Origin of the sequence: Miltoncostaea marina, assembly GCF_018141525.1 — a bacterium.
GTDB lineage: Bacteria > Actinomycetota > Thermoleophilia > Miltoncostaeales > Miltoncostaeaceae > Miltoncostaea > Miltoncostaea marina.
In genome coordinates this window covers 2,097,390-2,119,261 of sequence record NZ_CP064655.1, presented here as the reverse complement: position 1 = coordinate 2,119,261, position 21,872 = coordinate 2,097,390, and the positions used below count along the sequence as shown (strand labels likewise).

The following is a 21,872-nucleotide window of genomic DNA, read 5'->3' as shown; positions in this document are numbered from 1 at the left end:
AGTTACCAGGACTTGTCGAAGGAACAGGACCGGGTCAACAACCTGCCGCTGAGCGGCAGTCACCTCGTGGTGGGCCCGCCCGGTACCGGCAAGACGGTCATGGCGCTCTATCGGGCGCAACGCCTTCACAAACTGGGATCGAAAGTCCTCGTCATCACGCACTCACGGCTGCTGTCGCAGTACACGGACGCAGCGATCCAGGAACTCGGGATCGACGGGGTCGTGACGACCTTCCACTCGTGGTTCTCGCGCTTCTACCGGCGGAAGTACGGGACGGCCCCGCCGACCGTTGAGCCATACGTCTACGACTGGCCGACGGTCCTCACGCGGGTCAACGCCGATCCGCCGACCGATGGCGAGATCCCGTACCTCATCATCGACGAGGGACAGGACGTGCCGAAGGAGTTCTACGTGCTGGCACGACTCCTGGCCACCAACCTCACCGTCTTCGCCGACGAGAACCAGCGCATCACTGAGCGCAACTCGACCATCAAGGACATCCAGGCGTATGGCGACTTCGGCGACCGGCTTCACAAGTTGACGCGGAACTATCGGAATACCTATGAAGTCGCAGCGCTCGCGGACACCTTCGCTGCGAACTCGACAACCGGCGTCGCCGAGCCACCTACCAGACGAGGCGAGAAGCCCGCCATGACACGATTCCCGTCACTCGCGGCGACCGTCGACTTCATCGCGCGGTTCGAGCGGGCCAACAGCGACCTCGAGATCGGCGTGTTCACGTCCACCAAGAAGGTCCAGCAACAGTTCGTCAACCGACTGAGCGGAAAGACGAAGAACAGCGTCCAGGCGTACATCGGCGGCCAAGGCGCCGATGCCGACCTCCTGGATTTCGACACACCCGGCGTGAAGATCGTGAACTACCCCAGCACGAAAGGGCTCGAGTTCGACGCGGTGTTCATCCCCGAGCTCCAAGGGATCGACGGGTGGCACAAGGAGCTCACCGACATGCAGCTCTACGTCATGCTCTCCCGAGCCCGTGAGTCGCTGTTCCTCGCCTCGTCCGGGCAGGGTGAGCCGAGGATCAGGAGCCGCTTGCCGGAGGAGCTCATCGAATGGAAGTGACCGGAGCCGAACACCAGCTGGCGCTCGAGGGCCAGGCGGAGGAGCGGGACCCCGCCCCGCAGGAGGAGCCGACCGGATCGACGCCGCTCGGACCGCAGGAGTACCTCTTCCTCACCAACCGATACAACCTCCTGGAGATCCAGTCGTCGGGGCTTCTCGCGCCCGTCGAGGCCTTCGACAAGTACTACGACGACCTCCTTCGGCTCTGCCCCGGTCGGGTGGTCCTCCTCACGGGCCCGGTCGATCCTCGGACGGCAGCGCTCGTGACCGAGGCCGACGACCCGGGGGCCTTCCCCGTGATCCTGCAGTTCACGGCGAGGAGGACGTTTCAGGCGGAGCGACTCGAAGGGGACGAGCAGACGGCCGGCTTGACTGACAGCCCACCAGCCGCCCTCGCCGTAGAGGGCGCCCTCGCCGTGGGGGACGCGGTCGTCCACTTCCGCTCGGATGCCGAGTTGACCGAGCATCGCCTGAGCTCGTACGAGAACGTGGCGCACGACAGGTTCCGATACGCGGTCTCGCCGTGGCTCTTCGCTGGAGCGTCTGGCATCGCGGGACGCCTCACGGACTGGCTCGGCGGACTCCACCGCGGACCCGATCTCGGCGCGTCGTTCCGGCGTTGCGACGGCCTGGGCGGCTCCGAAGCTAACCTCGCGAACGTCGTCGCCCTCTACCCGGAGTCGGTCGAGGGCTACGCCACGGTCCTCGGCGGGGGCGACCCCGGCGCCAGCCCGGCCGCCCGATCCGATTGGCCGCCCTGGTTGAACCCGGCGGAGGTCCTGTGGTCGCAATCGGCTGCCCCCCGCGAAGCGGAGCCGCGGCTCCTGTTGGGACTCGCACAGGCCCTAGCGGGCGTCGGGCGTGCGACCGGGTTCCGTAACGCGGACGTGCTCTCGGAGGCGCGCCGGATCGCCCTGAAAGGGCGCCCGCGCAAGGCTGACGCCGAGGCGATCAAGACCTCCATGGACCGCGTGGAGGCCGTTCTCGACACCCGCGCGGACCTCATAGTCGACGACCCCGGGATACCGCTGTCCACCGCCCGGGGCGGTCTGTATGCGCTCCTGCGTCCAGACCCCCGACGGCTCCTGACGTTCCTGCGAGAGGAGCGGCCACAAGACGCATGGAGCGCGCTGACGGCTGGTGCGCTCGTAGGTACGTTGGTCGGCCGGCGGCGCCTCGACGTCTCTCTGCGTGCCGCGGCGCTTGACCGGCTCCTGGCGCGTAAGGCGGAGTTGCTGCTGCAAGGGGAGCCCACCGATCTCGATGTCGAGACCGAGACCCTCCGCGACGACGCCGGCCGGGCCGCTTCCAGAGTCGTCTTCCGCGGGACGACACTCCTCCAGGTCGAACTCCCGGCGCCAAGCCTCGTGGACCTCCTCGAAGCCCTCGATCTGGACACCGAGCCGGCGAAACCCGTGGCCCTCGAGCTCGCTCGGACGCTCGGGTGGGGTGAGTGCGTGCGTTCGACCGTGTTCCTTCCGCTCGGCGTGGACTCGCTCCGGTACGACCCGGCGAAGAAGGCGATCGCGTTCGATTTCCTCGGCAACGCCACCGTCGAGCGACGCATCGAGCGTGAGCACTTCCTTCGGAGGCTGCGGTCAACGCCTCTCCCCGAGGAGCTCGAAGACAGGCTCAGGCGGATGCTCGCGGACACCGATGCGGCCCCCGCCGCCGATCCACCGGACGCTGACGGCCCCTGACCGCATCCGCAGCACCGCCGGACGCCAGTCTCATGCCCACACACTTGCACCAAGGTGCAGCCGGACGTCCGGACGGACACACTGGCCCGCGACGCGTAGGACGTCAACGGCCCGCTTAGAAACTGCCCGACGTCGCCGACGCCGCATGCGAAGCAGTCGGGCGCCCGGGGCACGCAATCAAGGTGCTGTGGCGTCAACGACCGGCTCGCTGTGGCGAGAGATCCGACGCCGGCGTGTCAAGCGTCGTGGACATCGTCATTGCTCATCGAGCTCTGATACGCCTTCCTGCGCGAGCGCGGCTGCATACTGGCGTTGGTCGGCAGTCCCCGCCTGGGAGATCCTCTTCGGGCTCTCGGCAGATGAGGGGTGGGCCAGCCCGATGATGACGCGCTGGAGGCCTGCCACCATCCGGGGCTCGGACAGCTCGCCGAGTGAGACGGACAATTGGGAGCGCGCCTTCTTCCCGACTGCGATGACGACGCGCGCCGGACTGAGCCGGAGGGTCGGTTCAAGGTATCGGCTGGTGCACGTCGCGAGCGCGCCGTCGACGCCCTCCTCCCTTATCGACTTGCACCGGACGAGTTCCGTCATGCAGGCGTCTCGCGCGAGGCTGCCGTCCGGTATCAACTCGCGGACGCGGCCGGCCGCCCATCCCCAGAATCGCTGGTAGGGACCGCGGCTGCCGTCGGGCATCCGGTGGAATCCTCTCGGATTGACCGTGAGTTCCAGCCGTGCGTTGAAGTAGTCGGCGATCTCATCGTCTCGCCATCCCGCCCTGGGGAACGCGCCGCCGTGCCGGCGGGACGGGTGCGCGGGGTCGGCGAACGCCGCCGGTGGTCCGGGGACACCAATCCGTGTGCCGAGGCGCCATGACCTGCCGGACGGATTCGACGACACGAACAGCACTCGCGCGCGAGCAAGGTCGCCGCTCCATGGCTCGGGGAGCTGGTGCTCCGTCCGCCAACGCCTCGCCACCTCTTCCCGCGGACAGCTGCGTTCCCACTGGGCAAGGATGACGCGCTCGCACCCCCCGGGTGAACCGTCGAGGATTCCGGTCATTACGTTGCCCACCGGCTGATGTGCGACATCGCGCGATGCGACGACAGGCGCGGCGATGATGCGAATCTGCGACAACGCCGGCGGCAGATCGCACCCGCCCGGCAACCCAGACTGCGGCCCCTCCGCGCGATAGCGGGCTTCGCCGACGAGGCGGCGCCGCAGAAAGCCTCCCGCGACGGGCGCCCAGGCGGAGAGGCTGCGCCCGCCCGCAGGCGCGAACGCCAGGGCTGCGCTCCCGCCTGCCAAGGCGAGCGCGATGAGGCCGCCCCTCGCGCCGCCCACCATGCGCAGCACGACGACCGCGGCGACGCCACCCGACGCGAGCCATCCCAGCTGCCCCCAGCTCATGAAGCCGAGGGCGCCCCCGGGCTCCAGCGGGCCGAAGCGGTAGCGGCGCGGCTCAGCCATCGCCGCCCAGGGGAGGGCGATGCCGCGGAGGGGGCGGCGGCGGGACGTCATCGCCGGTCGGGCGGGCGGCCGGTCTGGTCGGGGGACCGCCGAGCCAGTTTCCGCCCGCCGGATCCGGTGCGGCCGCCGCGCCGGCGCTGGGCCGCGCCGCCGCGGGAGCCGCTGGCGCTCCAGGCGACTCATCGACCGGCGGCCGGCTTGTCTGGGCCGACGGGGCATTGCCGGTGTCGCGCGGCGCGGTCGAGGGCCGCTGGGCGTTCGGGCCGCCGACTCCGGGCGGCCCAGCCGCCCCAGCGGCGCGTGCCCGCCCGGAGCCGGCGGACACGCCCGAGCCTTGCGGTGCACGCGGCCCGCCGGCTGTCCCGCCGGGCCCGGCGCCCGCCGCTTGCACACCGGATCCGGAACCGCGCCAGGCAAGCGGAAGGGGCACCATGGCGCGCACGCCGCCGCCCGCGGCGGCGGCGCCCGTGATGCGCGAGCGCGCCTGCTGCCAGACGAGCGCCCCGCCGCTCGCCCCGCCCAGCGCCGGGCGGCCCTGGCGGCTCAGGTGGGCCGCTTCCCCCGCCAGCGGGATCAGTGAGAGGAGCACGAACGGCGAGAACGCGGCGAGCACGAAGATCGCTGCGCCGGCGAGCACCGTCCCGGGACCCTCGCCCGAGGCGATCGCCGACAGGCCGAGCGACAGGCATGCGACCATCACTAGCTTCGCCAGCACCAGCGCCACTAGGAGCTCGGCGAGGCGCCGGGCCCAGCGGGCGCTCGCCGGCCACACGATCGCCGCGAGGAACAGCGGCAGGAACATCAGGGCGATGTAGATGCCGGCCGCCCGCAGGATCAACTCCAGCCAGATCGCGAGCGTCGCCAGGGCCACCACCACCGCGACGAGGAACGCCACGAACGCGGGCATCACGCCCGCCGACAGGACCACCGCCCCGAAGGCCTTGCGGAAACCCTCCGCCTCGGCCGCCATCCCCGACGCGAGCTCGTCTGAGAGGGCGTCGGTGACCGCGAGCCCCGTCCGAGTGGCCGCCACCGCCAACCCGGTAAGGAGCACTGCGGCGGGGAGCTGCAGGAAGAACGCGCGTACGAGGATCGCGGGGTCGCCGCGCACGAGCGCCTGCACGACGGCGAGAAGCAGCAGCGGCAGGAGGAGCAGGCCGCCGACGCCGACCATGAAACCGTAGTGGCGGGTGAAGAAGCGCGCGTCGACATCGACGCCGGTGGTCGTGTCGATCGCCTTCACCACCTGCCCGATCAGCCAGAGGGCGCCGTCGCCCGCCCAGCCGGTGAGGGCACCGAGGATGCCGTCGGCCGCCGTGCGCACGCCGGCGGCGGCTGCGTCCCCGGCGGCGTCGCACACGGTGCCGATCAGGGGCGCGTCGCACGGGCTCGGCAGCGCCTCCGCGCGCGGCGACGAGGCCAACGCGAGGCCTCCGGCGAGGAGCACGGCGGCGAGGAGGGCGGCCAGGCGCGGCACCAGTCAGCGCCGGTAGGGCGAGAGCGTCGCCGTGATGGCGGCGAACTCGGCCGCCGGGGTGGCCGGCGCGGCGGACGCCGGCGCCGGGCCCGGCTCGTCGGGCAGGTAGCGCTCCAGGCGCCAGCCGGCGGCCGTGCGGCGCACCGCGGCGCGGCTGAGGGTCCACGCCACAGTCGCCGTGCCGTCCTCGCCGGGGTGGACGACGGCACTCCAGACGGCGACGGTCGCCCTGCCCGCGGACCGATGCTCGATCCGGTAGCCGAGCGGATGGGCGCGGAACACGATCGGCGTCCCCGCCGGCCAGCCGGCCTCCAGCGCCTGGTAGGCGGCGTCGAGCCGGCGCGCGAGCTCGTCGCGGTAACCGGGTGTCGCGATCCGAACCGCGAGCGCCCGCCGACGGCCGGGGGCGCCCACCAGCCGCTCGTCGGCGAGCGCCCGCAGGTGGGTGGTGGCCGCCACCACGGGGCCCGAGGCGTCCAGCGGGGCCGCGGGCCGCGGGGCCCGCTGCCGCCTCGCCGGCGGAGCCGTCGGTGGGGTCGCCTCGTCGGCTGCTGAGGGGCCGACGACGAGGACCGGCTCCTGGGGTGGGGCGGCCCCGTCGGGGGACAGTGCCACTCCGAGGCCGAGGCCCAAGACGGCCGCGACGGCGGCGGGGGCCGCGCGCCGGATCGGATCGCCCGGCCGGGTCACGCCCGTCCCAGCGCGTAGAAGAAGTTCACGATTGCCGGGGCCATCCCGATCAGCAGCGCCGCCAGGGCCGCCACCAGGACCCCGCGCTTGCCCGACGCCGCGGCGGCGTAGTGGTTCTGGTGGGCGCCGAGCGCCCACACCAGGGCGGCGATCACGAGCGCGGCGAGCGCGATGATCAGCGACCAGCTGTAGAGGCCGTTGAGGAGCTGCTGGAGCTTCTCCTGGCCGGGAAGGCCGTTCGGGTCCGGTGTCGCCTGCACGCCGAGGGCCGGCGCCGGCGCCGCGAGGAGCACGAGGGCGCCCGCTGCGGCGCGTCGCAGGTGACGGGGGCGGGGAAGGGACACGCGCGACTCCCGGGGGTCGGAGCTGGAAACGGGAGGAGGGGCCGGATGGGATGACGGCCCCTCCGCCGCCTAAGAGCGCCCGACGCCCCCGCTTCCACCCCCGCGGAACGTCACGGACGTGCCACGACTGTGGGCCGGGCGCCGTGACAGGTCAGCCGAGGCGCACCCGCCGGCGCGCGCTCGACGCGCCGAGGTAGTGGCGGCTGGGAGCCACCCGCGCCTGCAGGGACACCTCGTAATCGCGATAGACGTAGGGCGCCACGTCCGTGGGAGGGAACGCACGGAACTGCACGCGCCCGCGGCTCGGAGTCGCCGTCCCGAGCACGCGCGTCTCGCCGGTGGCGAACTGGGCCGTGAGGCGGACGCGGAGCGCCGGCGAGGTGAGCGGCTCGCCCGCCCCGCCGCGCACCTTCACGGTCACGAGTCCGCCCAGCGGCAACCGGCGAGGGGAGGCGAGGCTGAGGCTGACGTGGTGCTGGATGCGCTCCAGCCGCAGCCTGTAGGGGCCGTCAACGGCCGCCGTGACGCCGACCAGGTAGCGGCCCGGTCCCTGGGTGGCGAGCAGGCTGGGCGCCGGGCCGCCGACCGCCGTCCCCACCTGGCACGGGCTTCCCTTCTCCATGAAGCCGGCGGATCTCGCGTGCGGCCCGTAGGCGCAGACGAAGTAGTAACCCTCGTCCGCTGGGGCGGACATGCGCAGCTGGACGCGGTCGAGGCGGCGGAGCGGGGGCAGGCGCCAGAACTGGTTGCTCCAGACGCCGAACTCGGTGCCCATGCGCGTGTCGCCGTTCACCGTCTCCCCGAGCCGGAGTTCGCCGGCCACCGGCGCGACCGTCTCGGTACTCGCCACAGCCGTCGCGCACCACAGGGCCGATGCGCCCGCCGCGAGGGCGAGCGCAGTCGTCGCGGTCAATCTCATCGTGTTCCTTTCGCTGGTGGACGCGCCGCATGACGGCCGCGTCGTCTTGACGTGGCGGGGCCGAGCGGCCGCGGCCAGGAGTGGCTGCCATCGGCCCCCGGCGGGCTACGGATCCCTGCTCCGCCCGCCGGATAGGGCGATGCGTGCGCCTCGGCGCGGTCGAACGGCGTCGTGCCGGGGCGCGGCGACGCGGTCACGGGCCGAACTCGAGCCATACCGAGTGGGACACGGAGTCGCGTCGCGTCGGCCGAGGTGCTGCGGTGGGAGCCGGATGCCCGCGTTCACCCGATCCGGTTGGCTCGGGGGTTAAGGCCGCACCGACACTCTGCGGGGCGTCCGCGCGACGAGTGCGGGGTGCGGCCGCGCTACCGCCGCGGCCGGGCGGCGACGCGTGTCGGCGCCCCGCTTGGCGGCGCGGTGCACTCGCCGACCCGCGACCCGCAACATTGTCACCACGGGACCCGAGGAGGGTCGGAGGCTGACGCACACGATCGGGCGTCGCCCGGGGGCCCGGAGCGGCAGATTGCGGAGGCGGCCGATCGGGCGGCTCCCCGCCCATCAGGACTCCCACCGTGGCGATGGCGGCCGCGCCCGTTGCGAGCGCCGCGATCCCCCGGGCGGTCCGCCGAGGACGGCCGGTCGAGCGCACCGACCGGTCTCGCACGACCTCCTTCGGGAGACGCGTGCGCGCCTCACCCGAGCCCGCGAGAGCGCTTTCCTGCGGGGCGCCGGCTGCGGGCGGCTCGACCTCCTCGAGGAGAGGTATGGGCCGTTCGCCATCCCAGTCAACCGGCCCGTCGATGAGCGGGAGCGGCTGCTCAGGTGAGACGAGCTCGTCGCGGTCGGCGACGTCAGTGCCGGACGCGTCGCGAGGGGGGTGAAAAGGCATCGGGCCGTCTCTCTCTGCGAATAGGCGGCGCCGCGACATGTCCGGCGCCTCTCCCTACTGAGGAACCGGCCGGGTGTTTTCACCCCCTCCCTGCGACATCACCGCCTTACCCGCCATCCGGACGCGCCCGTGAAGGCCGCCGGGCGCCTGGCCGCCGTTTGCGCGTCCTTCGTCCTCGCACTGCTGGCGTTGCCGGCGCTGCTCTTGCTCGGCGCCACCGGGGGCGGGGAGGCTGTCTCCGGCGCCGCGCCGGTGGAGGACATTCCGCCGGGCTACGTGGCGCTCTACCGCGCGGCGGGCACGAGCCGAGGAATCGACTGGGCGGTGCTCGCCGCGATCGGGGCGATCGAATCCGACCACGGTCGCTCGTCCGCTCCCGGAGTCCGCTCAGGCGTCAACTTCGCCGGCTGCTGCGCCGGGCCGATGCAGTTCGACGTCACGCCCGAGGGTGGAAGCACCTGGGCCGCCTACGGAGTGGACGGCGATGGCGACGGGCGGCGGGACCCGTACGACCCGGAGGACGCGATCCCCGCCGCCGCGGACTACCTGGTCGCTAACGGCGCACCCAACGACTACCCGCGGGCGGTCTTCGCCTACAACCACTCAGAAGACTACGTCCAAGCGGTACTCGCGCTGGCCGCCCGCTACAGGCGTGGGGCAGCCGGGGCTCCCGCTGCCTCGCCAAGCGGGGGCTTCGTCTACCCGGTGCGCGATCACGGGGGCCGGCCGACAGGCAGCTTCAGCGACGACTACCGCGGCCACCGCGGCAGCGGTGGCCACTGTCCCGACCACCCCACGTGGCACTGCGCGATCGACGTCTTCGCGCCCCGCGGAACCCTCCTCGTCGCGCCGATCACGGGGAGGATCACGCGGCTCGGCCCGAGCGGCCTCGGCGGAAACCGGCTGTGGATCGAGGCGGACGGCGACCGGTTCTACCTCGCGCACCTCTCGGCGTTCGCGCCCGGATTAGCGGAGGGCCAGCATGTGGCGGCCGGTCAAGCCGTCGGACGCGTCGGCGACACCGGTTCCGCCCGCGGCACCAGCCCCCACCTTCACATCGCCTGGGAAAGGCGTCTCGAAGGCGGGTGGCGTAACGAGAATCCGTACTCGCTCCTTCGAACGGCGCGCGATGGCCGCGGATGACCTTCGCGCCGCAGGCCGGGAGCTCACGCGCCGAACTCGCGCCGCGCAGGGCTTGCCGGCGCGCGTGGAGGACTTGAATGCGCTTGCCCGCGGTGCCGAACTGCTAGCGGCGCCACACGAGTTCGACCCTCGCCGGGTCGAACCGCGGGCGTCCGCGAACAGCGGCCGGCGAGATGACGACACGCTCCAGGTAGGCGCTGGCGAAAGCGCGCTTCCACACTGGATCTCGGGCGGACCAAGCGGCGGCGACGGTCTCGCCGGGGTCGAGGTCCCCGAGCAACTCGCGCTGCCGCTGCCGCCCCAGCGCGTCCTCGGAAGCCGAGATGAGGTTCGTCAGGGCGGCGTGAGCGGCGAGGAACTCGCTGCGTGAGAGACGGCCCTCGACGTAGTGATCGTTGACCAGTGCCTCTCGACGCTCCTGCAGAGCCGCGAGTTCCTCGCGTTCGCCGGAGGGCTCGCCTTGAGCGATCGCGGCGCCTAAGAGCGGGGTACTGAGCGCCTCTGCCAGCGCAGCGCCAACCAGCTCCTCGAGCGGTTCGGCCGTGACGACCATCCGGCCGCATGCGCGCTGACCCGGGGTCCGAAAGCATCGGTAGAGGGCGTCGCCCTTCTGACGGCGCTTCACCTTCATGCGTTCCCCGCAAAGGCTGCAGCGCACGAGCCCCGACAGCGCTCGGGGCTGCCGAGCGTACGCGGACGCCGGCTCACGCGTGAGGAGGTGCCGGACGCGCTCCGCGACCGCAGGTTCGAGAATGGCGGGGATGACGTCGGACGGAACCACGCGCCCGCGATGGACACGCGCTCCGCTCAGACGAGGGTTGACGAGCATCCGACGAAGGGCCGTGATCGTCCACGGGTTGCCGCGGGAGGAGACGACACCTCGCGCCTCCCAGTCGGCTGCAATCTGCCGCAAACCTTCCCCGCCGATGACGCGCCCGGCCGCTTCGCGGATGAGTGCCGCCTCGGCGGGGACGAGTTCCGTCTTGCTCTTGCTCAGCCCGAAGGGCCTGAGCCCGCCGCCATTCGGTAGGCCGGCATCGGCCGCTTCGGCCTTCGCCCGGCGGGTGCGCAACGAGATGGTCTCCGATTCGAGAGCGGCGAAGGTCATCCCTATCCGCATCATCGCGAGGCCCATCGGGGAGGTCATGTCGGCCGACTCGTGCACACTGAAGATTCGCGCGCCGACGAGCGCGCAGGCGTCGAGGACCTGCTCGAACTGGCCAGGCTGGCGACTCAGCCGGTCGAGCTTCCAGACGACGATGGCTCGGATGCGACGACTGGATACGTCCGCAAGCATCCGCTCGAAGTCCGGCCGGATGACGCCCCGTCGGTAACCCGATAGGTCGCTGTCCTCGTAGGTCTCGACGACCCGCCATCCCTCCCGGGCGGCCAGCTCGCGACAGTCGCTTGCTTGACGGGCAGTCGCTGTCTGCGTTCCATCGGGGTCGCGGCTAAGCCGGGTGTAGATGCCGATGTCGATGGTGTCTTTGTACACTATGTTGTCCGCGATGACGACGGGCCACGAGGGCTCGCTGTCGACGCTCCACGCCTCGTCGCCCGGCGACGCGATCCGCAGGCTCCAGACGCTCGCGCTCATGGGCGACCTCGAGCTGCCCTACCGGGCGGTCGCGGACCAGGTGGCGAGCGCGGTCGACCTGGTGGTCCACCAGGCGCGCCTCGCCGACGGCGCCCGGCGCGTCGTCGAGGTGGCTGCCGTCGCCCCCGGCCCCGACGGGCCGGTCCTGACCACGCTCGTGCGGTGGCGCGGCGCGTTCGCGTGGAGCGCCGCGGCGGCGGGGTGGGCGGCGGAGGGCCCGCCCGGGGGGCCGGGATGAGCGCCGCCGCCGCGGGCATCGCGGCGCTGTCGGGGGCGCTCGTCGTCATCGGCGCCCGCCGGCTCACGGGCGCTCGCCCGCGCCTCGCCGCCGCGGAGCCGGGTCGCGACGGCCGCCGCGAGCCCGTCGTGGCGCGTTGGGCGGCCGGCCGGCGGCTCGCGGCCAGGCTGGCGCGCGCCGGCGTCCCGGTCGGCCCGGACGCGTTCGTCGCGGCGACCGTCCTCGCCGTCGTCGCGGCGGCCGCGGCGGGCCTCGTGGTGCTGCGGATGCCGATCGCCGCCCTGGCCGGCGCGGGCGCGGTGGCGGCCGCCGCCGCGGCGGTGGTCCGCTCCGCCGACCGCCGGCACGTCGGGCGGGTCGAGGCCCAGCTGCCGGGGGTCGCGCAGCAGCTGGCCGCTGGGCTGGCTGCGGGCCTGTCGCTGCGCCAGGCGCTGACCCGCGCTGCGCGCGACGCGCCCGAGCCCGCCCGCCAGGAGCTGGGGCGGGTGGTGGCCGAGCTGGAGCTCGGGAGCCGCATCGAGGCCGCCCTCGAGGGGCTGGTCGCGCGCGTGCCCTCCCACGATCTGCGGATCATGGTCACCGCGATCCTGGTGCAGCGACGCACCGGCGGGAACCTCGCGCGGGCGCTCGGGGCGCTGGCGGAGCGGCTCGAGGAGCGCGGGCGGCTCGCGCGGGAGCTGCGCGGCGCGACCGCCCAGGCGCGGATGACCGCGTGGATGGTGGCCGCGCTGCCGCTCGGCGGCGGCGTGCTGACCGAGGTGGTCGCGCCCGGCACGCTGGCGCGCACGCTCGGGGCCGGAGTCGGGCCGGCGCTGCTGCTGGTCGCGACGTCGCTCTACGGGGCCGGCGTGCTGGCGATCCGGCGCATCGGGCGGGTCGAGCCGTGAGCCCGGCGGTCGCGCCCCTCTCGCTGTGGCTCGCCGCGCTCGCCCTGGCGGCGGTCGGACTGCGCGGGCGGGCCGCGGGGCGAGCGCGCCGCCCCGCCGCTCCGCGCGCCGTCCGCGCGGGGCTGGTGACAACGGCCGCCGCGGTGCCATGCCCGTGCGCCGTCGCCCGGGCGCTCGCGCGCCCAGGCGACGAGGTGTTGCTGCTGCGGGCCGGCCTCGCGGGGCGCCTGGACGGCGGCGCGCTCGCCCGCGCCCGCGCGGTCGCCGCCGCCGCCGGGGCCCTCGCGGGCACGGCGCTCGCGCTGGCGAGCCCGGTGCTCCTCGTCGCGGCCCCGGCGCTCGCCCTGACGGGGGCCCTGGCGCCCGGGCGACGGGTGCGGGCCCTGGCCGCGGCGCGCCGGCGGGCGGTCGTGCGCGAGCTCCCGGACCTGCTCGATCTGCTGGGCATCTGCGTCGGCGCGGGCATGGCGCTCGACCCCGCCCTCGAGCTGACCGCCGGGCGCCTGGGCGGGACGCTCGGCGACGAGATCCGGCGGGTGCTCGGCGACCTCGCGTTCGGCACACCCCGTGCGGCGGCCTACCGCGCCCTCACCGAGCGCGTCGATGCGCCCGAGCTGGCGCGGACCGTCGCGGCCCTGCTCCAGGCCGAGGAGCTCGGCGCCCCGCTCTCGCGCGCCCTCGAGGGTCAGGCCGCGGCGCTGCGGGCCGCGCGCCGCCAGGACGCGCGCGAGCGGGCGGCGCGGGCGGCGCCGAAGATCCAGCTCGTCGTGGCGATGCTGATGGTGCCGGCGATCCTGCTGCTGGTGATCGGCGTGCTGATCATCGAGCTGGCGCGCCAGGTCGGCGGGGTGGTCGGGTGACCGCGGGCGGCGGGGGGCGTCGCGGGGGCTCGGCGCTCGCGGAGTACCTCGCGGTGGTGGCCGCGGTGGGGCTGCTGATGCTGGCGCTGGTCGCCGTGCGCGAGCACCGGCCGCAGCGCCGGCCGCCGATCGATCCCGTGGGGACCGTGGCCGCGCTGGTCGCCCCGCCTGACGCCGGGCCGCGCCGGCCGGCCGTGCCGCGGCGTCCGGCGCGTCCGCGGCCCCGGCCGCCGCGCCCGCCTGCGCCGCCGCGGCCGGCCGTGCTCGTTCCGGGCTGGGCGGTCGGCTGGTGAGGTCATGACAACGCCGGGCGGCCCCGCCGCCGTCGGCGGCCGTCAGTTGTCGCGGATGCGGGCGAGCTCCTCGGGCACGGTCTCGAGGTGGGCGCGCAGACCGGCGCGGCCCACCTCGAGCCACGCCCAGCGGGGGCGGCGGTCGCCGTCGAGGGCCTCGCCGACGGCGCCGGGGTTGACGAACAGGCAGCCGGCCTCGTCGCGCACGAGGGGCACGTGGGTGTGGCCGCTGACCACGCACGCCGGGCGGCCCAGGTCGCGGGCGAGGCGGCGCAGATCGCGACCGGGCGTGTCGCCGTCGATGGCCTCGCGGGGGTCGGTGGGGCTGCCGTGCATCACCACGACGAGGGCGCCGCGCACCTCGAGGCGCGCGACCATGGGCAGATCGGCGAGGTAGGCGAGCGACGGCTCGCTGAGCTGGTTGGTGGTCCACGGCCGCGATCCGACCCGCTGGGCCTTCGGGTGGTCCGGCGGGCGCCGCTGGCGCGTGGCGACCTTGCGGTCGGTGTTGCCCATCACGCAGGGCCAGCCGAGCCGGCGCACGAGGTCGACGCACTCCTCGGGCCGGTCGCCGCGCATGACGAGGTCGCCGGTGCAGACGCCGCGGCGCATCCCGGCACCCTCGATGGCGGCGAGCACGGCGCGCAGCGCGGCGGCGTTGGCGTGGACGTCGCCCATCAGGGCGAGCCGGTCAGGCATCGATGCCGAGCGCCTCCTGCAGCCGCGCCCGGAACCGCTCGCGCTTCAGGCGGCGCCACTCGCCGGTGAAGCGGCCGAACAGCTCGTCGCGCTCGCGGCGGCGGCGGCCGATCAGGGCGTGGACGCCGGGGCGCTCGCCGGCCCGGCGGCCGACCTCGAGCTCGCGCTGGAACGCCCGGAAGGCGGCCTCGTCGGCGCGGCCGCCGGGCCGGCCCCGGCGGCGGCGCGGGGCGCCGGCGGCCGCCTGGGCGACCAGCCGGCGGGCGGCGCCGGCCTCGCGCGCGGCCAGCCAGGCGAGGTGCTCCTCGAGCATGGGGATCTGGACGTCGCGGTCGTGGATGTCGCCCAGCAGGTCCTGCAGCGCCTTGACCTCGTCGAGGAAGGGGTCGAGGTCGGGGCCCGGGAAGGCGACGGCGAAGATCTCGAGCAGGTAGCGCAGGCGCTTGCACGCGATGCGCATGTCGTGGAGCTCGGTCACGTTGGCCGGGTCGGCGACGAGGCCGTCGTAGGCGTAGACCTCGTCGATGCGCACCGCGAGGATCCGGCGGGCGTTGGGCCGGAGGCGCCGGTCGGGGTCGATGCCCGGCACGGGACGGGGCCTGGCCACGCTCAGGCCTCCGGGGGCCGGGGGCGCAGGCGCTCGAGCCGGACCCCGGTGTGCGTGGCCACCTGGCGGGCGAGGCGCTCCTCGAAGCGCTCGGCGTCCAGCCGGGCGAAGAGCTCGGCGATGCGCGGCTGCTCGGCGGCGCGCTCGTGGCGGTAGCGGGCGATCAGGCCGTGGAGGCCGGGCCGCTCATCGTCGGCCACGGTGGCGAGCTCGCCGGTGAGGCGCTCGATCGCGACGTCGAGGTCGCGGGCGTCGCCGAGCACGTCCGTGATCTCCTTCACCTGGCGCAGCAGGGGCCGGAACGCCTTCGACGGGAAGGCGCCGGCGAAGGCGTCCATCGCCGCGCGCAGGCGGCGCGAGGAGACCCGCATGGCGTGCAGCTCCTCGACGTCCTCGCCCAGGAGGGTGCCGTCGCGGTAGCTCATCATCTCGCGCCAGCGGGTGAGCACGACCCGCCCCGCGGCGTCGCGGAACCGGGCGTCGGGCCGCAGCCCGGGGACCTCCCACGCCTTCGCCACCGCGCGTGTCAGTCGCCGGCCGGGCGGCGGACCATCACCGACTCGCGCACCGCGCGGCGCAGCGCCTTCCCGCCGGCCAGCGCGGTCCAGTCGATGTCGAGCTGCATGCCGAGATCGACCAGCGCGCGGAGCACGGCGCCCTCGTCGACGCCGGCGCCCGACAGCTCGGACACCTCGCGCAGCCAGCGGCGCTGCGCCTTGGAGAGCGCGACGGTCGCCTCGCGCCGGGCCTCCTTGCGCCGGGTGGTGATCGCGTCCTCGCCGAGCCGCACGTACACGGACCGCGGCGGGCCGTCCCGGCCGTCGAGCATGCCCTGGTAGCTCACCCCGCGCCTCACGCGCGGTCGCCCATGCCGGACGCCTCGGCGGAGGCCTCGGCCGCCTCGAGGCTCATGCGGCGGTCCTCCGCGAGGTCGCGGATGTCGTCCTCCCCGATCTGGGTCCCGCCCCGCCCCGCGGCCACGAACAAGGCGTTCGCGAGCAGCATGTTGACGAGGCGCGGGATGCCGCCGGTCTCCTCGTGGACCGCCCGCGCGCCGCGCTCGGAGAGGATGCGCCGCTCCGCGCCCGCGACCCGGGCGCGGTGACGGGCGTAGGCGTCGACCTCCTCGGCGCTCATCGGCCCCAGGTGGTACCGCACGACCACCCGCTGGGAGACCTGGGGCAGGCGCTCCACGCGCACCGTCAGCTCCGGCTGGCCCAGCAGCACGACGGGCGCCCCGGCGCCGCGGTCGCCGGGGTTGGTGAGCATCCGGACCTCGTCGAGGGCGCGGGGGTCGAGGCGCTGGGCCTCGTCGATCACGAGCACGACGCGCCGGCCCTCGCGCTCGGCCTCGGCGAGCCGCTCGCGCACCCGGCCGGCCAGACGCGCGGCCGAGCCGCCGGCGGGCTCGCCACCCATCGCCGGCAGGGCGGCCGCCAGCAGGGCGGCGGCAGTGCGGGGCGGGTTGGCGACCGTGGCCACGTGGTAGCCCTCGCCGTGGAGGACCTCGACCAGCGTCTGGGCGAGCAGGGTCTTGCCCGAGCCGATCTCGCCGGTGATCACCACCAGGCCGCCGAGCTGGGTGATGCCGAACAGCACGCGCGCGAGCCCCTCCCGGTGGTCGGAGCGCTCGTAGGCGAAGCGCGGATCGGGCTCCAGGCGGAAGGGCGCCTCGGCGAGCCCCCAGTGGGCGAGGTAGGCGGGCGCCGGCGGCCGCGCGGCGGAGGCGCTCACGCCGCCGCCTCCAGCAGCAGCCCCTCGCGCAGGCCGGCCCCGCTCACCAGCAGCGCGTCGAGCCCGAACGTGCGCCGCACGGCCTCGAGGGCGGCCGCGCCGGCCAGGGAGAGGCGCAGGCGCGCCGGCTCGACGCCCGCCTCGGCGGCGACGTCGGCGGCCGGCGCGCCGGCGATGCGCTCCACCGCGCGCAGCAGCGCCTCGCCGTCGAGGCGCTCCGTGCCGGCGAGCGCGGCGAGGGCCAGCGCCGATCCGCCGGTCGCGACCGCCTCGCGCGCGGCCAGCGGCAGCTCGACGGCCTCGAGCATCACCTGGACCGCCGCGATCATCGGCGCCGCGAGGTCGAGCGAAGGGGGGTCGGCCGGGGCGAAGCGCTCGGTGAGCGACCGGGCGCCGACCGGCAGCGAGGTCGCCCAGCGCAGGCGGCCGCCCTCGCCGCCCATCAGCTCGAGGCTGCCGCCGCCGAGGTCGACGGCCAGCAGCGGATCGGGCGCGCCCGCGGCGACCATGCCGCGGAAGGAGAGCGCGGCCTCCTCGGCGCCGGAGAGGGCGCGCGGGGCCACACCCGCGGCCTCGGCCAGGCGGGCCAGCAGCTCGGGGGCGTTCGCCGCCGTGCGGGCGGGCGCGGTGCACGCCACCAGCAGGCGGACGGCGCCGAGGCCGCGCGCCTCCTCGGCCATGCGGTGGACGGTCTCGGCGGCCAGGTCGAGCGCCTCCGGGCCGATCTGGCCGCCCCCGCGCAGTCCGGCGCCGAGGGCGGTCATGGCGCTGCCGTCGGCGATCGGCTCCACCCGGCCGCCCCGCACGCGCGCCACCAGCAGGCGCGTGGTGTTCGATCCGACGTCGATCGCCGCCATCGGCGCCGCGTCGGGTGGGTCCGGGGCATCGGTCACGAGGGGCTCACGTCGGCCCGCCGAGTGTACCCGCGGCCCCCCGGGCGGGGCAGGCCCGCGTGAGGTGTTACAGCGCCGCGGCGGCGCCTATGCGCGCGCGCCGCGGCGGCGCCTATGCGCGCGCGCCGCGGCGGCGGGCCCGCCGGGCGACCGCCCGCGCCCGCAGCAGCGCGAGGCCGCCGACCACCACGGCGGCCCCGGCCAGCTGGAGCTGGCCGCCCACGACGTCGGCGCCGCCCGGCGCCGAGGCGGCCGCGCTCAGCAGGAAGCCCGCCACCAGGCCGAGGGCGTAGAGGGCGACCGTCCCCGCCGCGGGGGCGCGCAGGCGCCGTCGCGGCTCGGGCGACGGCACGGCGCGCAGGGCGGGGCGGCCGGGCCGGGGGGCGGGGGCGGTGGCGTCGAGGCGGTGCGCGTGTGCGTGCATGGGGGGAACTGTAGTTCGCCCCTCGGACGCGAACAAGTGTTCCCACTGGGTCAGGTGGACACGCGGGTCGTCGAGCGACTCTGCAGGAGCCGAGATCTGAGGTCAGCGCTCAGGACTCTTCGACGACCGATCTCACGACTCGTGCGGGAACCCCGGCGGCGAGTACCGCGGGTGGGACGTCTCGGGTCACCACCGCCGCGCCGCGCAACGCCCGTTGCGCGGACGCCAGTGTGACGGCGGGGGTTGCGCGGGGGTGCGTGGGGGAACAGGGTGGTGGACGTTGGGGGAGATTGGTTTGTCATGTGGGGAGAGGTGGGGTAGCGTGGGGCAATGCAACGTCGGCTGCTCAGCGGGATGTATGAGTGCAGCCTCGACAATCGGTTCCGACTGGCCATTCCGGCCCGCCTCCGAGAGCCCTTCGCCGAGGGGGCGATGGTGGGCTGGTGGATCGACGAGTGCCTCGTGGTGGTGCCGAGCGCCGAGTGGACGTCGCTCATCGACCGGACCTTCGGGACGATGAGCGTGCTCGACGACGAGGCCCGCGAGCTGAACCGGTTCCTGAGCGCCGGCGCGTTCCACCACGAGCTCGACAAGCAGGGCCGGATCCCGTTGACCGCGGAGCTGCGCGAGCACGCGGGCATCGAGGACAACAAGGTGCGCCTCGTCGGGACCGGCGAGTACCTGGAGATCTGGGAGCCCGGCCGCATCGCCGAACGCTTCGCCAAGTTCCGCCGTGAGGGGGTGTCCCACCATGCCAAGCGCCTTGCCGCTCGAGTCTCGTAGCCCCGCGCGCGGCCACGAGCCCGTCCTCGCGGAGGAGGTCGTCGCGATGCTGGCCCCGCGGGCCGGCGAGACCGTCGTCGACTGCACGTTCGGCGCCGGCGGCCACGCGCGCCGCATCGCCCCGCTGCTCGGCGAGCGCGGCCGCTACATCGCGGTCGACCGCGACCCCGAGGCGCGCGGCTGGTTCGCCGAGCTCGCGGCCGACGTGGTCTGCGCCACCCGCTTCGTGGGCGCGAACTTCGCCGACGCCCTGCCCGCGCTCGCGGCGGAGGGCGTGCGCGCGGACGTCGTGCTGATGGACCTGGGCCTGTCGTCGATGCAGGTCGACCGCCCCGAGCGCGGCTTCTCCTACTCGCGCCAGGCGCCGCTCGACATGCGGATGGACCCCCACGCCGGCGCCTCGGCGGCCGACATCGTGGCGACCGCCTCGGAGCGCGAGCTGGCCGACCTCATGCGCACCTACGGCGAGGAGCGCTACGCCCGCCAGATCGCCCGGGCCATCGTGCGCCGGCGGGCGCAGGAGCCCATCACCACCACGGGCGACCTCGTGGAGGTCGTGCGCTCGGCGGTGCCGACGCCGGCCCTGTTCGCGGGCGGCCACCCCGCCAAGCGCGTCTTCCAGGCGCTGCGGATCGCGGTCAACGACGAGCTCGGCTCCCTCGAGCGCGGCCTCGCCGCGGCGTGGGAGCTGCTCGCGCCGGGCGGCCGCCTGGCGGTGATCTCGTTCCACTCGCTCGAGGACCGGATGGTCAAGCGGTTCATGCGGGACCGCACCCGGGGCTGCATCTGCCCGCCCGAGATGCCGGTGTGCGGCTGCGGGCGCGAGGCGGAGGCCGCGCTGCTCGCAGCCAAGGCCAAGCGCCCGCGCCAGGCCGAGCTCGACCGCAACCCGCGGGCCCGCTCGGCGCTGCTGCGGGGCGTGCGCCGCCTGGAGGAGGCGCCGTGAGCGCGCGGGCGTCCCGGGCGGCGGCGGCCGCGGCCCCCGCGCGGGCGCGCCCGGCGACGGCCCGCCCGCGCCCGGCGCCCGCTCGCCCGCGCCCGGCGCCGGCGCCCGCGCCGTCCCGCCGCCGCGCCACCACGCGGCCGCGTCCCCGGGGCGCCGCGCGCAGGCGCGTCAACGTGCGCCCGCTGCTCATCCCGCTGATCGCGCTGGTGCTCGGCGGGATCGTGTTCGTCAACGTCGCCAAGCTCACGCTCACCAACGAGACCGGCAAGGTCATCGAGCGGGCCCGCGTGGTCGAGGGCCAGACCGCGCGCCTCAAGAGCGACCTCGAGCAGCGCAACGCCTCCGTGCGCCGCACCGCCCAGCAGAAGCTCGGCATGATCGCGCCGGAGAGCGACTCGGTCACCTACCTGGACCCGCCGGCGGCGCGCTGATGCCGCCGGGCACGCCGCGCAGGCCGACCCCGCGCCGGCCGCCGCGCCGGCCGGCGTCCCGGCCGAAGGGCCTCAGCCCCCGCGACCGCTCGCGGCGCATCCGCCTGCTCGCGCTCGGGGCGATCGTGCTGATGGTCGCCCTCGGCGGCCGCGCCTTCTGGCTCGGCACGGTGCGGGCCGACGACCTCTCGTCGCGGTCGCTGGCCCAGAGCCGCCACGAGATCGACCTGCTCGCCCAGCGGGGATCGATCACGGCCCGCGACGGCACGGACCTCGCCACCGACCGGCTGGCGGTCGACGTCACCGCGACGCCCAACCTGATCACCGACCCGCAGGGGGTGGCGGCCCGCCTCGGGCCCGTGCTGCGGCGCGACCCCAACGAGCTGGCCAACACCCTCGCCAAGGGCGGCACCTACGCCGTGCTGGCCCGCAACGTGACGCCGGCGGCGGCCGACCGGGCGCGCGACCTGGGCATCGCCGGCATCCACTTCGCCGACACCTACCAGCGCTTCTACCCGGGCGGCATGCGCGCCGCGCAGCTGCTGGGCCTGACCGGCGACGAGCACCAGGGCATCTCGGGGCTCGAGCGCAGCCTCGACGAGACCCTCACCGGCACCCCGGGCCGTCGCGTGGAGGTGCGCGACGTCTTCCAGCGGCCGATCCAGGTGCTCTCCGACACGCCCGCGCGGCGCGGCAGCGACGTGAAGCTGACCATCGACCCGGTCATCCAGGACCAGATGGAGTCGACGCTGGCGGCCACCCGCGAGAAGTACGAGGCGCGCAGCGCGATGGCCATCGCCATGGACCCGCGCGACGGCTCGATCCTCGCGATGGCGACGGTGCCCCGCTACAACCCCAACCGCCGGCAGAGCTTCAACGCCGACCTGGAGGCCAACCGGCCGGTCACCGACACGTTCGAGCCCGGCTCGACCTTCAAGATCGTGACGATGGCCGGGGCGCTGGAGGACGGCGTCGTCGAGCCCACCACGCTGTTCCACCTGCCCCCGGTCTACAAGCTCTACGACCGCGAGCTCGAGGACGCCCACGAGCGGGGCCCGGTCTCGCTGACCGCCTCCCAGATCCTCGAGCAGTCGAGCAACATCGGCACGGTGAAGATCGCCGAGCTGCTGGGCAAGGAGCGCATCCAGGCCTGGATCGAGCGCTTCGGCTTCGGCTCGCGCACCGGCATCGACTACCCCGGCGAGGTCGAGGGGCTGGTGCTGCCGGCCGACCGCTGGTCGGGCACCTCGATCCTCAACATCCCGATCGGCCAGGGCATCGGCGTCTCGCTCATCCAGCTCACCCGCGCGTTCGCCGCCGTCGCCAACGGCGGCACGCTGGTGCAACCGCACGTGATCAACGAGGTCGACGGCGAGCCCGCCCCCGTGCCGGCGGGGCGGCGCATCATGACCGCCGCGACCGCCCGCCAGGTCGACGGCATGCTGCGCAAGGTGGTATCCACCGACGGCACCGCCGAGCTCGCCCAGGTGAAGGGCTACGAGGTGGCCGGCAAGACCGGCACGGCGAACAAGATCGACCCCGACACCGGCGAGTACAGCGACACCCTCTACACGTCCTCGTTCGTCGGGTACGTCCCGGCGGACGACCCCCAGCTGCTGGTCGCGGTGGTGGTGGACGAGCCGTCGGGCGCCTACTACGGCGGCGACGTGGCGGCTCCGGCGTTCGAGGAGATCGCCGAGTTGTCCCTGCATAGCCTGCGAATCCTGCCCTGATCCCGGCCGGGGGGCGTGGTAGTGTGCGGCCCCGC

The 21,872-nt window shown here is 74.8% G+C and carries 23 protein-coding genes and 1 pseudogene; 11 read left to right on the top strand and 13 right to left on the bottom strand.

All coding sequences use genetic code 11. From position 1 onward, the window contains the following. The first annotated feature begins 12 nt into the window (after positions 1 to 12). On the top strand, positions 13 to 1,083 hold the full coding sequence (locus tag ITJ85_RS10605; RefSeq protein ID WP_217913075.1) for an AAA family ATPase: 1,071 nt from the start codon (positions 13 to 15) through the stop codon (positions 1,081 to 1,083). Next, positions 1,074 to 2,783 (top strand): hypothetical protein, encoded by a 1,710-nt coding sequence (locus ITJ85_RS10600; RefSeq protein WP_217913074.1) that lies wholly within the window; start codon positions 1,074 to 1,076, stop codon positions 2,781 to 2,783. Before ITJ85_RS10605 ends, ITJ85_RS10600 begins: the two co-directional genes overlap by 10 nt. 255 nt (positions 2,784 to 3,038) lie before the next feature. Here ITJ85_RS10600 and ITJ85_RS10595 read toward each other — a convergent pair whose 3' ends face one another. The 5 genes from ITJ85_RS10595 to ITJ85_RS10575 all read right to left on the bottom strand — a co-directional run bounded on the left by ITJ85_RS10595 (position 3,039) and on the right by ITJ85_RS10575 (position 7,584). Continuing rightward, positions 3,039 to 4,250 (bottom strand): uracil-DNA glycosylase family protein, encoded by a 1,212-nt coding sequence (locus tag ITJ85_RS10595; protein ID WP_217913073.1) that lies wholly within the window; start codon positions 4,248 to 4,250, stop codon positions 3,039 to 3,041. Further along, the gene (locus ITJ85_RS10590) at positions 4,243 to 5,574 is read right to left on the bottom strand and encodes a TrbL/VirB6 family protein (protein ID WP_217913072.1); all 1,332 of its coding nucleotides are present in this window, start codon (positions 5,572 to 5,574) and stop codon (positions 4,243 to 4,245) included. The genes ITJ85_RS10595 and ITJ85_RS10590 overlap by 8 nt, the downstream gene beginning before the upstream one ends. 156 nt (positions 5,575 to 5,730) lie before the next feature. Continuing rightward, positions 5,731 to 6,186 (bottom strand): hypothetical protein, encoded by a 456-nt coding sequence (locus ITJ85_RS10585; RefSeq protein WP_217913071.1) that lies wholly within the window; start codon positions 6,184 to 6,186, stop codon positions 5,731 to 5,733. A 227-nt stretch (positions 6,187 to 6,413) separates the two neighbouring features. Beyond that, a complete protein-coding gene (locus ITJ85_RS10580) occupies positions 6,414 to 6,761 on the bottom strand; it encodes a DUF6112 family protein (RefSeq protein WP_217913070.1) in 348 nt (115 codons plus the stop codon). Positions 6,762 to 6,912: 151 nt separating this feature from the next. Further along, the gene (locus ITJ85_RS10575) at positions 6,913 to 7,584 is read right to left on the bottom strand and encodes a hypothetical protein (RefSeq protein WP_217913069.1); all 672 of its coding nucleotides are present in this window, start codon (positions 7,582 to 7,584) and stop codon (positions 6,913 to 6,915) included. Positions 7,585 to 8,698: 1,114 nt separating this feature from the next. On the opposite strand from ITJ85_RS10575, the gene ITJ85_RS17400 reads away from it, so the two are divergent. Beyond that, the gene (locus ITJ85_RS17400) at positions 8,699 to 9,712 is read left to right on the top strand and encodes a peptidoglycan DD-metalloendopeptidase family protein (protein WP_217913068.1); all 1,014 of its coding nucleotides are present in this window, start codon (positions 8,699 to 8,701) and stop codon (positions 9,710 to 9,712) included. 103 nt (positions 9,713 to 9,815) lie between these two features. Here ITJ85_RS17400 and ITJ85_RS10565 read toward each other — a convergent pair whose 3' ends face one another. Beyond that, complete coding sequence (locus ITJ85_RS10565) at positions 9,816 to 11,207, bottom strand: recombinase family protein (protein ID WP_217913067.1); 1,392 nt, start codon at positions 11,205 to 11,207, stop codon at positions 9,816 to 9,818. Positions 11,208 to 11,220: 13 nt separating this feature from the next. Here ITJ85_RS10565 and ITJ85_RS10560 point away from each other — a divergent pair, with 13 nt between their 5' ends. From ITJ85_RS10560 to ITJ85_RS10545, 4 genes are read left to right on the top strand one after another with little or no spacing between them, the layout of a single operon-like run. Next, entirely contained in the window at positions 11,221 to 11,547 is a 327-nt protein-coding gene (locus tag ITJ85_RS10560) for an ATPase, T2SS/T4P/T4SS family (RefSeq protein ID WP_217913066.1), read from the top strand. Then, entirely contained in the window at positions 11,544 to 12,434 is an 891-nt protein-coding gene (locus tag ITJ85_RS10555) for a type II secretion system F family protein (RefSeq protein ID WP_217913065.1), read from the top strand. The genes ITJ85_RS10560 and ITJ85_RS10555 overlap by 4 nt, the downstream gene beginning before the upstream one ends. Continuing rightward, entirely contained in the window at positions 12,431 to 13,294 is an 864-nt protein-coding gene (locus tag ITJ85_RS10550) for a type II secretion system F family protein (protein ID WP_217913064.1), read from the top strand. Before ITJ85_RS10555 ends, ITJ85_RS10550 begins: the two co-directional genes overlap by 4 nt. After that, entirely contained in the window at positions 13,291 to 13,587 is a 297-nt protein-coding gene (locus ITJ85_RS10545; RefSeq protein WP_217913063.1) for a hypothetical protein, read from the top strand. The genes ITJ85_RS10550 and ITJ85_RS10545 overlap by 4 nt, the downstream gene beginning before the upstream one ends. A gap of 42 nt (positions 13,588 to 13,629) precedes the next feature. Here the strand turns inward: ITJ85_RS10545 and ITJ85_RS10540 are convergent, their stop codons facing one another. The 7 genes and pseudogenes from ITJ85_RS10540 to ITJ85_RS10510 all read right to left on the bottom strand — a co-directional run bounded on the left by ITJ85_RS10540 (position 13,630) and on the right by ITJ85_RS10510 (position 17,944). Further along, positions 13,630 to 14,286 carry a metallophosphoesterase family protein gene (locus ITJ85_RS10540; protein ID WP_217913062.1) on the bottom strand — a complete coding sequence of 219 codons (657 nt, stop codon included), beginning with the start codon at positions 14,284 to 14,286 and terminating at the stop codon, positions 13,630 to 13,632. Beyond that, positions 14,279 to 15,001: pseudogene (locus ITJ85_RS17395) on the bottom strand (CHAD domain-containing protein); the annotation flags it as partial. The pseudogene ITJ85_RS17395 and the gene ITJ85_RS10540, both read right to left, overlap by 8 nt. Beyond that, positions 14,896 to 15,318: a CHAD domain-containing protein gene (locus ITJ85_RS17390; RefSeq protein WP_425517112.1), complete on the bottom strand. Its 423-nt coding sequence runs from the start codon at positions 15,316 to 15,318 to the stop codon at positions 14,896 to 14,898. The pseudogene ITJ85_RS17395 and the gene ITJ85_RS17390, both read right to left, overlap by 106 nt. Positions 15,319 to 15,419: 101 nt before the next feature. Then, a complete protein-coding gene (locus tag ITJ85_RS10525; RefSeq protein WP_217913059.1) occupies positions 15,420 to 15,737 on the bottom strand; it encodes a hypothetical protein in 318 nt (105 codons plus the stop codon). Positions 15,738 to 15,745: 8 nt separating this feature from the next. Continuing rightward, entirely contained in the window at positions 15,746 to 16,627 is an 882-nt protein-coding gene (locus tag ITJ85_RS10520; RefSeq protein WP_217913058.1) for an ExeA family protein, read from the bottom strand. Continuing rightward, the gene (locus tag ITJ85_RS10515; protein WP_217913057.1) at positions 16,624 to 17,484 is read right to left on the bottom strand and encodes a Ppx/GppA phosphatase family protein; all 861 of its coding nucleotides are present in this window, start codon (positions 17,482 to 17,484) and stop codon (positions 16,624 to 16,626) included. The genes ITJ85_RS10520 and ITJ85_RS10515 overlap by 4 nt, the downstream gene beginning before the upstream one ends. Before the next feature lie 148 nt (positions 17,485 to 17,632). Next, entirely contained in the window at positions 17,633 to 17,944 is a 312-nt protein-coding gene (locus ITJ85_RS10510) for a hypothetical protein (protein WP_217913056.1), read from the bottom strand. Positions 17,945 to 18,274: 330 nt separating this feature from the next. Here ITJ85_RS10510 and ITJ85_RS10505 point away from each other — a divergent pair, with 330 nt between their 5' ends. The 4 genes from ITJ85_RS10505 (at position 18,275) to ITJ85_RS10490 (ending at position 21,837) form a co-directional block, all read left to right on the top strand. Beyond that, positions 18,275 to 18,727, top strand: a complete 453-nt coding sequence (locus ITJ85_RS10505) for a division/cell wall cluster transcriptional repressor MraZ (RefSeq protein WP_217913055.1) — start codon at positions 18,275 to 18,277, stop codon at positions 18,725 to 18,727. Continuing rightward, complete coding sequence (gene rsmH, locus ITJ85_RS10500) at positions 18,696 to 19,673, top strand: 16S rRNA (cytosine(1402)-N(4))-methyltransferase RsmH (protein WP_217913054.1); 978 nt, start codon at positions 18,696 to 18,698, stop codon at positions 19,671 to 19,673. Before ITJ85_RS10505 ends, rsmH begins: the two co-directional genes overlap by 32 nt. 173 nt (positions 19,674 to 19,846) lie before the next feature. Further along, complete coding sequence (locus ITJ85_RS10495; protein WP_217913053.1) at positions 19,847 to 20,104, top strand: FtsB/FtsL family cell division protein; 258 nt, start codon at positions 19,847 to 19,849, stop codon at positions 20,102 to 20,104. Further along, positions 20,104 to 21,837, top strand: a complete 1,734-nt coding sequence (locus ITJ85_RS10490) for a peptidoglycan D,D-transpeptidase FtsI family protein (protein WP_217913052.1) — start codon at positions 20,104 to 20,106, stop codon at positions 21,835 to 21,837. Before ITJ85_RS10495 ends, ITJ85_RS10490 begins: the two co-directional genes overlap by 1 nt. Positions 21,838 to 21,872 lie beyond the last annotated feature (35 nt).